Source organism: Altericroceibacterium xinjiangense (assembly GCF_003958635.1).
In the GTDB taxonomy this organism is placed as follows: Bacteria; Pseudomonadota; Alphaproteobacteria; order Sphingomonadales; family Sphingomonadaceae; genus Altericroceibacterium_A; species Altericroceibacterium_A xinjiangense.
Window position 1 is genome coordinate 1 of the sequence record NZ_RSEK01000013.1, and the last position, 14,529, is coordinate 14,529.

Annotated in this window: 9 protein-coding genes and 2 pseudogenes; 6 read left to right on the forward strand and 5 right to left on the reverse strand. The window is 62.8% G+C overall.

Annotated elements, in window-relative coordinates; translation table 11 throughout:
- The 3 genes and pseudogenes from ELY13_RS15200 to ELY13_RS15695 all read left to right on the forward strand — a co-directional run.
- A pseudogene (locus ELY13_RS15200) lies at positions 1–195 on the forward strand (serine hydrolase); the annotation flags it as partial.
- 82 nt (positions 196–277) lie between these two features.
- A complete protein-coding gene (locus tag ELY13_RS12580) occupies positions 278–808 on the forward strand; it encodes a DUF3237 domain-containing protein (protein WP_126174276.1) in 531 nt (176 codons plus the stop codon).
- A gap of 129 nt (positions 809–937) precedes the next feature.
- Positions 938–1,578, forward strand: a pseudogene (locus tag ELY13_RS15695) (IS6 family transposase).
- Between the two features lie 299 nt (positions 1,579–1,877).
- On the opposite strand, the gene ELY13_RS12590 reads toward ELY13_RS15695, so the two are convergent.
- From ELY13_RS12590 to ELY13_RS12610, 5 genes are all read right to left on the reverse strand, one after another.
- Entirely contained in the window at positions 1,878–2,966 is a 1,089-nt protein-coding gene (locus ELY13_RS12590) for an alpha/beta hydrolase-fold protein (RefSeq protein ID WP_126174277.1), read from the reverse strand.
- Positions 2,967–3,176: 210 nt separating this feature from the next.
- Positions 3,177–6,230 (reverse strand): TonB-dependent receptor domain-containing protein, encoded by a 3,054-nt coding sequence (locus ELY13_RS12595; RefSeq protein WP_164549801.1) that lies wholly within the window; start codon positions 6,228–6,230, stop codon positions 3,177–3,179.
- A gap of 584 nt (positions 6,231–6,814) precedes the next feature.
- Entirely contained in the window at positions 6,815–7,585 is a 771-nt protein-coding gene (locus tag ELY13_RS12600; protein WP_126174279.1) for an SDR family NAD(P)-dependent oxidoreductase, read from the reverse strand.
- A 518-nt stretch (positions 7,586–8,103) separates the two neighbouring features.
- Positions 8,104–8,571: a Fur family transcriptional regulator gene (locus tag ELY13_RS12605; RefSeq protein ID WP_126174280.1), complete on the reverse strand. Its 468-nt coding sequence runs from the start codon at positions 8,569–8,571 to the stop codon at positions 8,104–8,106.
- A gap of 62 nt (positions 8,572–8,633) precedes the next feature.
- A complete protein-coding gene (locus ELY13_RS12610) occupies positions 8,634–10,715 on the reverse strand; it encodes a TonB-dependent siderophore receptor (RefSeq protein WP_478212956.1) in 2,082 nt (693 codons plus the stop codon).
- Positions 10,716–10,949: 234 nt separating this feature from the next.
- On the opposite strand from ELY13_RS12610, the gene ELY13_RS12615 reads away from it, so the two are divergent.
- From ELY13_RS12615 to ELY13_RS12625, 3 genes are read left to right on the forward strand one after another with little or no spacing between them, the layout of a single operon-like run.
- Positions 10,950–11,696 (forward strand): ABC transporter ATP-binding protein, encoded by a 747-nt coding sequence (locus tag ELY13_RS12615; RefSeq protein ID WP_126174281.1) that lies wholly within the window; start codon positions 10,950–10,952, stop codon positions 11,694–11,696.
- Positions 11,693–13,117, forward strand: coding sequence for an ABC transporter permease (locus tag ELY13_RS12620; RefSeq protein WP_126174282.1), 1,425 nt, complete (start codon positions 11,693–11,695; stop codon positions 13,115–13,117). Before ELY13_RS12615 ends, ELY13_RS12620 begins: the two co-directional genes overlap by 4 nt.
- The gene (locus ELY13_RS12625; protein WP_126174283.1) at positions 13,114–14,529 is read left to right on the forward strand and encodes a DUF3526 domain-containing protein; all 1,416 of its coding nucleotides are present in this window, start codon (positions 13,114–13,116) and stop codon (positions 14,527–14,529) included. Before ELY13_RS12620 ends, ELY13_RS12625 begins: the two co-directional genes overlap by 4 nt.

Genomic DNA, 14,529 nt, shown 5'->3' on the forward strand with positions numbered 1-14,529 from the left:
GACGGCTATGGCATGCAGTGGTGGACCTTTGGCGACACCGCCTATTCCGCTGTCGGCCTGCAGGGCCAGTACATCTACGTGGATCCGAAAACACGCACAGTGGTCGTCAAGTTGAGTCACTTTCCGCCCGGCAATCAGGCCGCGTCCGACGAAACTGCGGCCTACCTGGCTGCCGTGTCAGCTTGGGCTCCTTGAAAGCGACGTTGCATCGGAACGCAACGCGTTAGCCTGCTCAACAAATGAAATAAGCCAGTCACAGAAACGAAGGGAGACAGCGATGATCAAGGGAGACAAGGTTCTGCAGCGGTTCGCTTCAATAGTGGCGGGCGGGGCCTGTCTTGTGGCGGCGCCAGCGGCGGCGCAGCAGCCTCCCTCCCTCGACTTCGCCTTCACCGAAACAGTCACCCTCGCCGACGCGATCTCTGTTGGAAATACTACTCGCGGAGAGCGCTTCATCATCCCGATCACAGGGGGGACAGTTGAGGGTCCGGGGATCAGGGGCACGGTTCTCCCCGGCGGATGGGATTGGCAGCTCGTACGGCCGGACGGCTGCAAGGAACTCGTCGCTGATTACTTCATCAAAACCGACGACGAGGCAATCATCAACGTTGTTAACGAAGCCGTTCTCTGTCCGACTGAGGGAGGCGAGCCCGCGGTGGTGCGAACGCAAGCCACGTTCGAGCCGCCTTTGGGAAAGTACGAATGGCTCGGCCGATCGCCGTTTGTGGGCGTGCTTGAGGCCGGGCCGGGTGGAGAAGAAGGTGGCTCCCCCAGCTCAATCAAGATTAGCTTCTACCGGGTACGTTGATGTCGGCGATGATGACCTTGAGGGTGCTGTCGAACGTGATGCACCTGCTGAGGATGTGCGGTAGGCGAGGGGCATGCCCGCCCGCGTAAGCCAGCCAGTCCCTTCCGGTATCTCAACTCTTCGCCCGAGGTGATCCGCCTCGTAGTGATGCTGTATGTACGGTTTCCGCTGAGCCTCAGGAACGTGGAGGACCTCCTGTTCGGACGGGCATCGCCATCTCACCTGAGACGGTCCGCTTCAGGTGGAACAGGTTAGGCCCGCTGTTTGCAGGCGACATCCGACGCCAGCGGATCAACCGGATGCGCGACTTCGGACACAGGCGTCTGCACCTTGATGAAATGTACGTCCGCTTGAACGGCGAGATGGTCTACCCTCTGGTCCGCTGTTGATCCGGAGGTGAAGTCCTGGAAAGCGACGTCACGAAGTCAGGGACAAAGCCGCTGCCCTGCGGTTCATTGGCAAGGCGATGGAGCGGGCACGGCAAAGTGGAGGCGATCACCACGGACGGGCTGCGCTCCAACAAAGCAGCCCTGACCGGGCTCGGATGCGAGCAGAAACAGGGAGCCGGCCGCTGGGCGAACAACCGGGGCGAGAACTCGCACCTGCCGTTCCGAAGGCGAGAGCGAACGATGTTGCGGTTCAGGCGAATGAAGGCGCTCCAGAAGTTCGCTTCGCTCCACGTTCCCTTCCACAACCACTCCAGTTCCGAACGCCACCTCGTCGACAGGAAGACCTACCAGCAGCGCCCCTCGGCCGCTTTGGCCGAGTGACAAGCTCTCGTGGGTGGAAGGTCGGATTGCCTCAGGGTCAACTGCGTCAAACGGAGAGCGGTTCGCACTGAACGGACAGCACCTCGCGGGCCGTCCGAGCCGCGGCCCGCCTGCGGCAGGCCCAGTACCTGGCATATGTCGCGCATGTCGCCTTTCGCTGCGGGAGAAGCGGGGAAGGGGCTGGGGAACGACCCGGCGGAGCGTCACTCGGCGAGGGGCCGGCGGCGCTCGCTAGACCGGCTCCACGCGCGATGCGGATCGCGTGGTCCAGCGAGGCATGCCATCTCTCCCGTCTTGGGTCAGTGGAACAGGCGCGGGGCGAAGTCGGCGAGGTAGCGCCGCCAGTTGATCCAGGTGTGGCCGCCGGAGCTTTCATTGTAGACGTGCTTGATGCCGTAGCGGTTCAGCATTGCGCGAGTCGGCGCAACGGTTCCGTAGAGGAAATCGTCCTTGCCCATCGCGTAGTAGACGAGGTCGAGATCCTGCGCCGCCCGCCGCAACGCAACGTCGTTCTCCGCCGTGTACTGCGCCACCTGGTCGCCGTTGCCGCCGACGCCTAGGCCCATTGAGAAGATACCGATGTGGTCGAACAATTCGGGGTGAGTGAGGCCGTTACGGATAGTGTGCGCTCCGCCCATGGAGAGACCCGCCATCGCCCGATTCTCCGGCTGGGTGAGCGTGCGGAAGTTCGCGTCCACGTAGGGCATGAGGTCCCTGATCAGGTCGTTGCCGAAATCGTTGTTGTTCAGCATGTCCTGCCCGGCGCGCGGCGGGGTGTGGCCGAAGGGCATGATCACGATCATCGGCTTCGCCTGACCAGCGGCGATAAGGTTATCGAGGATGTAGTTCGCGCGGCCCACCGTGCTCCAGCTATCGTCGCTGTCTCCCGCCCCGTGGACGAGGTAGAGCACCGGGTACGAGCCATCGCCCTTCATGTAGCCGGGCGGCGTGTAGACATGGGCGCGGCGCTTCGCCCCGATGCTGTCGGACCAGTATTCAACCTCACTGATCGCGCCGTGGGGCACGTCCTTCTGGAAGGTCTGGAACGCGCCTTCCGGTCCCTTGACCTCGAACAGCGAATTGATGCCGGTGCGCTCGGCGGAAAATTCGGTTGCCAGCGGGTCGGGCACCCGCGCTCCATCGACCTGGAAATTGAAGCGGTACGTATCGGCCGGCACCGGCTTTGCGGTGGTGACGCTCCACAAGCCGGCGCTGTTCTTGGTCATCGGCAGGCCTACCGGCGTGCCGGGGGGAAACCCCATCGGGATCACGTCGGCAATGTCGGTGCTGACCACGCGCACATCGTTCGCCTCAGGCGCGCAAAGGCGGAAGGTCACGCGCTGATCCGGCAGCACTTCGACCGAGGTGAAATCGTAAGTGGCGAACATGCCCTGTGGACGGCAGCTTTGCTGCGTACTGACCTGCTGTGCGGAAGCGGGGGCCGGGGCGAGAGCTGCAGCACACAAACCGGCCAGCAGTGACGAGGGCAGTCCGGCTGCGCGACGAAGGGAAAAGCGAGACACGGGCGTTCTCCTGTAAGAGGCCACCCTTTCGGGCGGCGGAACGTGCCGCCGGCGCAGTCGCCGGCGGCAGCATGATCAGAAGGCCTTTGTAACCTGAAGCTGCACGAAACGGCCAAGCGCATTGTGTGCATAAAGATCGATCGAGGAATCCTCGATCCCGCTCGTCAGCACCACGGGCGGATCGTTGTCGAACAAGTTGGTCACGTTCAGGGAAACCCGCGTCCCCCCAAGTGCCCTCCAGCTGTCCTCGGGCAGGTTTACCCCGACCGACAGATCGAAAGTGGTCCAGGACCCGATCTCCGTTTCCGGCTGGATCACTCCGAGGACGGAGAGCGGCTGGTTGTTGCTGTATCCGCCGGTGTAGTTCGCAAACAACGTGGCGAAGACGATGCCCTGCCGGTAGCCGATGTTGCCTCGACCGCGCACGCTGATCGGGTTGCCCAACGTGTCGAGGATATCGACTTCCGGCCCGCCTAGTGTGGTCACTTGCGTGCTGTTCAGGATCAGGTTGACGTTTGCCCCAAGGTCGAACGTGCCCGGTCCGGTGCTGGTTGTGTACTGAAGGTTGAAGTCCATCCCGTCCTGGAAGGCTTCGGCCGCGCTGACCGTGCGCCCGTCCACGACCGCCTGCAGGCCGCAGTAGTTGCGCGGCTGGTAGGTGATCGCCGCCGCGTAGAGGAAATCGTGGTACTCCAGCAGCGCGGGGTCGTATGTCGATGGATCGCTGTTCACGCAGCCGGCGGGGGGGTCCAGCGGGATAACCAGTCCCTGGAACTGGTTGTACGTTTCCGCAGAGGTGAACGGATTTGCCGGGACGCCGGTGGCGCCCAGCTTGTTCTCATACGTGATGTTGTAATAGGTCGCCGATGCGCGCAGGCCCGGGATCGCCCGGGGGGTAAGGTCCACGCCCAGCTGCCAGTTGGTACCCTTTTCCGCCTGAAGGTTGGGGTTGTTGCCGATGATGTAGAGCGTGTTGACCGTGCAATTGCCGTTGTCGCACGTCTGCGGCACCCCGGTGATGCCGGGGGCGACCGCATTGGCAAAGCCGAGGCCCACGGAAAACACGCCCGCGTTCAGCTCGGGCAGGCCGGGCGCGCGGAAGGATGTGCCGTAGGACCCCCGGAACGAAAGATCGTCCGACACCTCCCAGGTAGCGCTGACCTTCGGGTTGGTGGTCGATCCGAAATCGGAATATTGGTCGTACCGGATCGCGGCACTGACGATGAATTCCTGCACCAGCGGGACGTCCATGTCGTATCCGATCAGCGGCAGGTACAATTCTCCGAATGCCGCGTACTGTTCCCGCGTGGTGCGGGCGTTGGCATCGGGCGTGAACACCGGGCCTGCATCCGGCGGGCGGTTGGCGCCGTTCTGCAGCTTCTGGATGCCGTAATAGTATTCGCCCCCGATCGCCGCCTTTATCGTGCCGCCAGGAATTTCCAGCAGCGATCCATCGAACTTCACCACCACGTCGTGGCTGTAGTTCTGCGAATACTGGGAATTGGTGCCAAGGATGTAGTCCTTGGCCTCCTGACTGATCGGCGCGGTGCTGAACGGGTTGATCAAGCCGGAATCGACGGCGTTCTGGATCGCGCTCTGCAGTCCCAGGCCCAGGATCGGCTCGCCGAAGATGGACGCGGCGGCGTTGGTTTCAAATGAGATGTAATTCCCGAGGTAGCAGATACCGCAGGCCTCGTTCTGGCCATAGGTATAGTAAGCCTCGCCAGACCAGTCGCTGAACAACCGGGCGCGCGCGCCGAAGGTGTTGTTGAAGGATTCCTCGGGGTTGTCATTGACGAATTCCAGCCCGCGAGCCGCAAGGTTCATCTGGACCACCAGCGTGCCGTCGGCGATCCCTGGAATGTAGTTCGGGTTGTCCGGCGCCACGCGGACCACGGGGGTGCCGTTGGTTGCGCCGCCGCCGAACAGACCGGGCCGGGTCTTCTGCTTGGATCGGGTGTAGAAGAACTCATCGTAGAAGGAGATCCCGCCCAGGTCCTGGTTCAGGAAGACGGCCAATTGGTCGCGGGTCTGGGCACCGATGTAGTCGGTCGCATATGAGGCATCCGTCACGTTCGGGTAATCGGTGCAGGCCGCGGGTGCGGCGCAGTTCACGTCCACCCGCCGCAGGTCGGCGGCAGTAAGGGGCGCGCCCGTCGGGTTTTCCGGCAGGGTGTAGTAGACGAAGCTGCCACCTTGGGGAAATCCGGGGTTTACAGCCCCGCCGGGGTAGCGAACGAGCACGTTTCCGTTCAGCCCCGGGCTTCCCGCGGGAAACGCGGCGAATGGGCCCGACGCGAAGGTGATGCGGTTGTCGATCCCGCCATAGGGGCGCTGGTCCTCTCGCAGGCGGGGGTTCAACCCGCGCAGGTAAGTGCTGCGATCGCTATGTTCGTAGGAAAGCAGGATGTTACCGCTGTTGCCGCCGACATCCCAGAACGTGCCCGCAGTGGCTGAAAGCGCCCATTCGTCGTTGTCGAAATCACCGAAGGTGTAGCGGCCGCCCAGTTCCAGCCCTTCGAAGTCCTTGCGCAGCACGTAATTGACCACGCCCGCGATAGCATCCGATCCGTAGATCGCGGATGCGCCGTCGACGATCACGTCGATCCGCTCCACCGCCGCCAGCGGAACCTGGTTAGCCTCCGTAAAGGCCGACGCTGTACCTGACGGCGTTACCCGGTGCCCGTCCACCAACGTCAGGGTCGCGCCTTGCCCGAGGCCGCGCAGGTTGATCGCGTTCCCGCGCGTGGCGCCGCCGCCGTTCGGCGTGCCCTGCCCGAAGCCGCCGGACACAGTCTGCACCTGCGGCAGAGTGCGAAGCACTTCGGCCACGGTCGACTTGCCGGTGGCGAGCACGTCTTCGCGGGTGAGGCGCAAGGTTTCACTGCCGACGTTCTCCACGCCGGAAATGTTGGTGCCGGTGACGACAATCTCGTTGGCTGCTTCGCCGCCAGCGGTGTCATCGTCGAGGTCGTTCGGGGGAAGATCCTGCAGCTGACTTTCGGACACGTCCTCGGCGACGCTCGGCTCATCCTCAGGTAGGGATTCCGGACTGGTTCCCGCCTTTTCGGGAAGAGTAGCCTGCGCGTGCACAGTAACTGGTGCGCAGAGCGCCAGCGTCAGAACCATAATGCTGCTACCGCATCGAACAGAATTCGGTGACACCCTCATCTTCATTCCTCCTGCAGCCCGTCCGTCCTGCGGCGGGTCTATTCTTACTCAACGGAGGGCGCGTCTTGGTAGGTCGTGAAGAGTACTTCACGACAGCAGGCACAAAATCCCCCGTGACTCTCCCTCTTCTTCGAAGGGCTGATTCCAGCAGCGTAAGACAACGTTGTCAGAGTGTCTATCAGCAATCTTTGTTTTTGCCGGCGGCGGCATTTTCTTATGGGATGGACGCCCCCCCGGACGGCATCTGTGTGCCGAAGCTGGTGTCGCAGAGTACCTGTGAGAGGATGCGTCCGTGAACGAGCTTCAGGAGTATTCTTTCGAACGGAAAGCAGTGCGCACGCGAGCGATAGGACAGTCACGGACTGGTTCCATGAAAACCGCAGAACGCAGCTGAGGGACGCATCGGTCCGCTTTCAAGCTCGCTTCCGTTTCTGGCGGAAATCGAGGATCGGTGCGCTGGGGCACCGCCTGGGAGAAGGAACCTGACGTTCTCCGGTCGCGAGGTGCGGCTGCTCTGACAGTGGTCCTCAGCGGCGCCATTGTCAGCCTACGGTAACACCCCCGTCGAGAACCAGTGAGGCTCCGTTCATGTAGCTGCTGTCGTCGGATGCCAGAAAGGCCACGGCGTTGGCGACCTCCTCCGGCGTGCCCAGCCGGCGTGCTGGAACCGTTTCCGCAAGCGCTGATGCTTCGCTGCCGAGCCGGACCGCGATGTCGCTCAACATCCTACTTTCGATAAAGCCCGGATGCACGGAATTGACGCGCACGCCCGCCGCCGCGCCTTCCAGTGCCGCCACACGGGTAAGGCCGAGCACCGCATGTTTCGACGCGATGTAGCCAGCCATGTTGGTCGCCCCGATCATGCCTGCAATCGAAGATGCGTTGATGATCGATCCAGACCCCTGGCGCACCATCTCCGGCAGCACCGCCTGCAGCCCCATGAACACGCCGACCACGTTCACGTCCAGGACCCTGCGAAAGTCGCGAACCGGATAGTCGGCGATCGCAGCCTGGGGTCCTTCGATCCCCGCGTTGTTGAAGAAGATATCGATGCGACCGGCTTCGGCGAGCGCGCTGGCAACATAGCGGCGCACGTCCTCCTCGGCGGTAACGTCCGCTTCGATCAGGATAGGCTTGACGCCGGACGGTAGGGCGGCGGAGAGGGCCGACAAATCGGCCGCCGGGTGATCGACCGCGACAATCCGGGCACCGCGACGCGCCAGCACCGCTGCAGTGCTTCGCCCGATGCATCCTCCGGCACCGGTTATAAGCGCAACTTTGCCATCCAGCTCCCGCTCTTTGTCTGCGCCCATTCAGCCTCCCTGCAACTGGTTTGATCAACCTTGCGTCCAGGCAAACCCAAGCCGCTGCGATCCCGAGGTGTTACCTGTTTCTCCGACGCAGATGGCTGTCGATCTTGATCGGGATTGATCGGGACGTCAAGGACGCGGCAGGGAAGGGCACCGTCAGAAGAACTGCACCGGATAGATATCGGGTGCACGAGGGGGTTGGGCAGGGGCAGTAGATTCAGGAACAGTTTGATCCCGTTCATTGCAGCCACGCTTTGCGGCACCCGGAACAAAGCGATCGTCCTCCCGGTGTTCCGTTCTCTCTTGCCAAGACAGCTCACGTAAAAACCCTCGCAAGAGCCTTCGCTCCTGCGGGGATTCTGGTTTTTGCTGGCGCGCTGTTACCAAGGGGATGAAGCAGTCGTGGCGGCGAACTGCCCGGGTTCATGCGTGTAACCCCATCCAGAGTTCAGATGATACCGCATCTCGTTTCGGGAGAGATAAAGCGCGTTCTATACCGCGCTTCCCACGATTTCGCCCGTTCAGGTGGCGCAGTTCCTGCATCGGCCGACGATTTCCATGATCGGACGCGTCACGGCAAAGCCATCCGTCGTGGCGGAGCGCCGAACCATGCGTGCGGTTTCATCGTCGTCCAGATGCGCGGTGTCGCCGCACTGCTCGCAGATCAGGAAGATGCAGTCGTGAACGCAACCGGGATGCACGTTGGCGAGGTAAGCATTCCGGCTCTCGACCCTGAGGGCAAGGTTGTGCGCCACAAACAAGTCGAGGATCCTGTATACGCTGTTCGGCGCCACGCGGCGGCCCTCGCTCGCGCTCAGCCGTTCGGCGACGTCATAGGCGCTGACCGGCTGCGCAGCGGCGGCAAGCGCTTTGAAGACCTTCTCCCGCATTGCGGTCCACTGTTCGCCGTCCAGAACCATCGCATCGCGAGCGGCCGTGATGAGCGCGGCGTCGTCCAGCGCCAGGTGAGTGTGAGAAGAAGCGGCCATCTGCCGGTATATGGGCGCAGAAACGATAACCCTCAAGGGAGACAGATGGCCAGGCGCCTTCGCTAGAACTGCAATCTCACCCCGGCCGAGGCCGTGCGCGGTGCGCCAGGCTGGATCCAAAGAGCTGAGTAGCTGCTCGGGTAGTACACCTCATCAAGGAGATTGTTGGCTTCCGCGAACAACTCGAGCCGCTCATGGGGACGCCAGTTCGCGAAAGCGCGTACCAGAGTGTAGGCGGGCAGGTGGAAATCCGCGCCGGTCTCGCCCAGCCTTTCGCCAACGTGGTGCACGCCCGCGCCAACGCGGAGCGGCCGACCGGCCACATTGACCTCGTTCGCGAGCTGCACGTTCAGATTATGCCGCGGGATATTGAGCAGCGGATCACCGGCCAGGATTGCAAACCCGAGGTCGGAGTCAATCACATCCTCGCGCACTTCCGCATCGATGAAGGCATAGGACAGCAGAAGCTCAAAACCACGCGGTAGCCGGCCTTGCACGTCGAGCTCCACACCGCGGCTTCCGGCTTCGCCGATCGGAAGCGAGAAACCCGGATTTCCAGGATCGGCGGCAAGCACATTTCCCTTGCGCAGTTCGAACGCGGCGAATGTGCCGGTAAGTGCGCCTTTCAACAGCGCGAACTTGGTGCCGACTTCGAAGGATTTGCTCGTCTCGGGGTCAAACACGCGGCCCGCTGCGTCGGCGCCAATGTTTGAGCGGAACCCTTCACCGTAGGCGGCATAGACCGACAGCGCCCGGCTGGCTTCCCAGACGATGCCGAATTGCGGGCTGAAGCGATCGAACGAACGAGATTGTGCGGCACCCGAAGCATTGTTGCGCGACAGCAGCGAGAACTCGTCAAACCGGCCACCTATGCGGATCTGAAGACTGTCCGTGAGGCTGATCTGATCCTGAAGATAGATGCCGTAAGCCGTCTGCCTGTCGGTACGGTCGGTCTGTGGGCCGAGTTGCGGAAGCGGGAAACGACCGTAAACAGGCAGGAAAATATCGATGATGTTGGATGCTTGCTCGGTAGGGTTGCTGCTTAGCGGCGGCGGGCGGTAACGCAGGAGGGACTGGTCATACTCGAACCGGTCGTAATCGGCACCGATCAGCAGCCGGTTGCGTAACCCACCAAGGCTGAAATCGCCCGCAACTTCTGCGCGAAGGACCGCATGTTGCGCATCGTAATCGCGGTACCGACGCTGCCGTGCAAGCGATCGGCCATCGCGAAAGAGCGGCTGCCGCGAAGCGGCAAGCTCCGGGTCGGAGGAAAAGCCTTCCAAGCTGGTTTGGCGATAGCTTCCGCCGCCCAGGAAGGTCCAGTCAGCGTTGAACTCGTGTTGCAGCTGAAGTTGGTGACCCGTGGCGTTGGCCTTCATCGGGCCGTCTCCAGGTTCACCCAGGAAGCGCGAGTTGGGGATGAGCCCAAGCTCGCCATCGATCGCGACCACGCCGCGATCGAACGGCACTTCCTTTCTGGTCAGTTCAAGATCGTAGCTGAGGACCGTATCCGGGCCCAGTCGAATGCCAACGGAGGGTAGAAAACCAAAGCTCTCGCTCTTTACGGTGTCCCGGAAACTGTCGGCGTTCTCAAAAAAGCCGATCAGCCGGACTGCGGCGGTCTCGCCAAGCGCGAGATTGACATCGGCATCGGCGCGAACGCTGTCGAAGCTGCCGTAACTTGCCGAAACCTCCCCTCGGTTGCTGCCGAACAAGGCGCGTTTCGTCACGATGTTGACCGTTCCTCCTGGCTCGCCGCGCCCGAACAAGGCGGCGTTGGGCCCTTTGAGGATCTCGATCCGTTCAACGCCCGCTATGTCGCGCGGACCGCCGAAGCCGCGACCGGCATTGAAACCGTTCACCAAGTAGCCGGAGGGCTGGTTTGTGTCCCCGGTAAACCCGCGGACCGCATAGGAGTCCCATAGACCGCCGAAATTGTTCTGCCTGGCAACTGAGGCATTGAGGTCCAGTGCGGCGGTGAGATCGGTGATGTTGTTGTCTTCGAGCTGTTCACTGCCGATGATGCCGATGGCTTGCGGGATTTCCCGGATCCCGAAGTCGCCCCGGTAGGCCTGGCGAATGCCGGCAACGACGATCTCCTGATCACCCGCACGATCGGCGTCTTCCGCAGCTTCCTGCGCCAGGGCGGGCGGAGCAAAAGACAGCATTGTTGCCGCGAGCAGCAGTCGGCGAAGAAACATCGAACCCTCCCTCCATACGCGCATGATATACCATATCATGTGGCGGCGTGTCCCCTTGGCCCAAAGCGGGCATTCGTCAATGCTATGATATATCACCTCTCAATTGGAGGGCTCTTGCGTGATAATATCACATAACATATCCCGCCACCTGGTTTGGACGATCTGGGGAAAGAATCGGTGAAATCCGAAACGGCAGATGCAGTGCTTGAAGCCCGGCACCTGCGTCACAGCTATGGCGCGCGCCGGGTTCTTGATGATCTAAGTCTTCGGGTCGGCGCCGGGGAAATCTACGCGCTGCTCGGCGGAAATGGTGCGGGCAAGTCGACGACTCTCAACATCTTCCTGGGGTTTGTCCGCCCCGGATCGGGCAGCGCTTCGGTGTGCGGGATCGATCCATCGACCGCGCCTGACGAGGCGCGCGCGGCGCTCGCCTACGTTCCGGAAAGCGTCGCGTTGTACGACCACCTCTCTGCGTACGAGAACATCGACTATTTCCTGCACCTTGCCGGCGCGAACCGCCACCGGACAAGCGTTATCGATCCGGCACTGGATGATGTCGGGCTTGTGGCGAGCGCGCGCGGCCAGCGGGTCGGCGGTTTCTCGAAAGGAATGCGGCAGAAGGTGGCGATTGCCCTCGCGTTGGCCCGCAACGTGCCCGTCCTGCTGCTGGACGAGCCGACCTCAGGTCTCGATCCCCGCGCCACGGCCGAGTTCAACGACCTGCTGGAAGCCGCGCGCAAGCGGGGAATCGCTACGCTGATGGCGACCCACGATCTGCTGAGCGCGGCCGCCGTTGCCGACCGGATCGGGTTCCTGCGGGAAGGGCATCTGGACGAAGAGGTGGCGGCGAACGGGGGCGCGCGCTTCGACGTAGACGCCCTGTTCCGGCGCTATTCCGAACGGCGCGAAAGCCGGACGGCATGAGCGGGGCGACGGTCAGGATTGCGCGTGAGGAATGGCGTTGGCTCGCCCGGAGCCGCGTTGCCCTGGTGGCTGGTGTTCTGCTTTTGCTGCTGATCATCACGGCGACGTTTACCAGCGTGCAAAAGCATGAAGCTATCGACGAAGCGCGAGCCCGCTACCAGTCGGAGCAGATCGAGCAGTTCTATAACCAGCCCGACCGGCACCCACACCGCATGGTGCATTACGGTCAGTATGTCTTCCGTCCGCTGGCTCCGCTTGCCTTCTTCGACACGGGAGTGGACGCTTACACGGGCAACATGGTGTTCCTCGAGGGGCACCGCCAGAACAGCGCCAACTTCGCGGAGGCGCGCCAGTCGTCGCTGATGCTGCGCTTCGGTCAGTTGACGCCCGCTTTCGTGCTGCAGACACTCGCCCCCCTGCTCATCATCTTCCTCGCCTTCCGTGCGCTGGCGGGAGAGCGCGAGCGCGGAACGCTGCGCCTGATGCTGGCGCAGGGTATCTCCGCGCGACAAATCGTTTCCGGAAAGCTGATCGCGCACGCAGCCGTGGCCGGCGCAATCGTGTTGCCTGCCTTGCTGGCGCTGACGATCATGTCCGCGAGTTCAGGGGCAAGCGCGCAGGCCCTGCTGATCATACTGGGCTATTGTGCTTACCTGATTGTCTGGACGCTGATGGCGCTGGTACTTTCGGCTCTCGTTCCCCGCGCGCGTGATGCGTTGTTGGCGCTGGTTGCGCTGTGGATGGTGACAGTCGTGCTGCTGCCGCGCGGGTTGCCTGAACTGGTGGCCGCGAGCCAGACGTTGCCCACCCGGATAGAGACGGAGGTCGCCATCGGCCGCGATCTCAAGGCCATCGGCGACAGCCACGATCCCGACGATCCCTATTTCAACGACTTCAAGATGGAAGTGCTCGCGCGGTACGGCGTCTCGGACGTGCAGGACCTGCCGGTTCAGTATGCCGGACTGGTAGCAATGGAAGGCGAGCGGCTGACCTCCGACTTGTTCAACCGCTATGCTGCCGACGCCAATGCGCGGGAGGACCGGCAGAACGCGCTTGTGCGGACCTTCGGTTTGGCCAGCCCGCTGATTGCCGTTCGTCAGCTGTCGATGACGCTGGCCGGGACCGATCTCGACAACCACCAGGATTTTCTGAGTCAGGTTGAGAGTTACCGCTACAGCTTCGTCCAGCATCTCAATCGGATGCAGGCAGAGCAGATTCCGGCCGTCAACCCGGGTGAGGATCCCCGGATCGATGCCTCCAACTGGCTGGAGGTGCCGGGCTTCGCCTACGTCGCACCCAATCCGCTTGCTTATGCCGGTGGGCGCATCGCGCAAAGCTTCGGCATTCTCGCCGCATGGCTGGCCGGTCTTGCATGTCTGCTGATCCTTGCTGCCCGCCGGCTCGAAAGGATCGCCCGATGAGCCTTTTTCTTGCCGAGTTGAAGCTGACGTTGCGTTCCCGCATCGCGGCGGCGGCGCTCTTTCTCCTGTTCCTTCTCGCTGCTTTAGCGGTCTGGTCCGGCATCTCTCTATCTGACCGGCAGAACGCCGCGATCGAGCGGGTACAGGCGGCCCACGCACAGGATCTCGCCGCCGTGGCCAGGGTGTACGGCCAACCGGATGGAGATGCCGGCTACGGTGCCTACTACACTTTCTACCTGACCTGGGATCGCCCTTCGCCGCTCGCCTTTGCGGCAATCGGGCAGCGCGACATCCAGCCCTTTACCCTGCGCGTGCGCACGCTCGGATTGCATTCGCAGCTCTACGAATCCGAGAACATCAATGCCGAACTCGCTTTGCCGGGACCGTTCGACTGGGCGTTCGTCCTCATTTACCTCGCACCGCTCGCCGTTCTCGTGTTGCTGCACGATCTCGTTGCCGGAGAGCGCGAGGCAGGGCGGCTGCGCCTGCTGCTGTCGCTTCCGGGCGCGCGGGGCCTGTGGGCGCGGCGGCTCGGCGCACGCTATCTTCTGGTTCTTGCAGCGCTCGCGCTTCCGCTGGTCCTCGGGCTCATGCTCACGCAAGCTCCGCTGACGCTGGGCGCGGGGAGCCTGCTGGTGGCAGCTCTTTACCTGGCTTTCTGGTCCGGCCTGGGCCTGCTGGTCGCTGCGCTGGTGCGCAGTTCAGGCGGAGGAGCGGCCACGCTGCTCGGTTGCTGGATCGTTCTGACGCTGGTCGCTCCCACGCTCGCCACGAGCGCGATCAACTCTGCGATCCCCGCAGCTCGGGGTACTGACCTGAGCCTTGCGCAGCGGGAAATCGTCCACGCAGCCTGGGACAAGCCGAAGGAAGAAACGTTCGATGCGTTCTTCGTCAATCATCCCGAATGGCGGGACACACCCCCGGTAACGGGCCGCTTCCACTGGAAGTGGTACTATGCCTTCCATCAGGTCGGCGACGAGGCAGTCGCGCCGCAGGTGGCGGAATACCGCGCCAGCCTTGCCGCCAGGGAGCGGTGGACGGAGCGGGTCGGCTGGCTGCTGCCGACCGTCTCCACACAAGTGCTGCTGCACCGCCTTGCCGACACCGATCTGCAGGCGCATCTCGCCTACCAGGACAGCATAGCCGCGCTCCACCGGCGGATCCGCTACTTCTACTATCCCTATGTCTTCGAGGAACGCCCGTTTACCGCTGCGGACTTCGAGCGTTTGCCCGACTATCAGCCGCGGCCATCCGGCGGATCGCTAGCCTGGGGCTCGCTCATCGCGCTGGGGCTTGCCGCACTTGCGTTGCTGGCGCTGAGTCTTCGGCGGGCGCATCGGGTGGAAATGGTGCAGCCTACAGCCACGAGCCGCCCCGGGCGTGGCTTCCTTTCCAAACCTGCCTTCACCTGA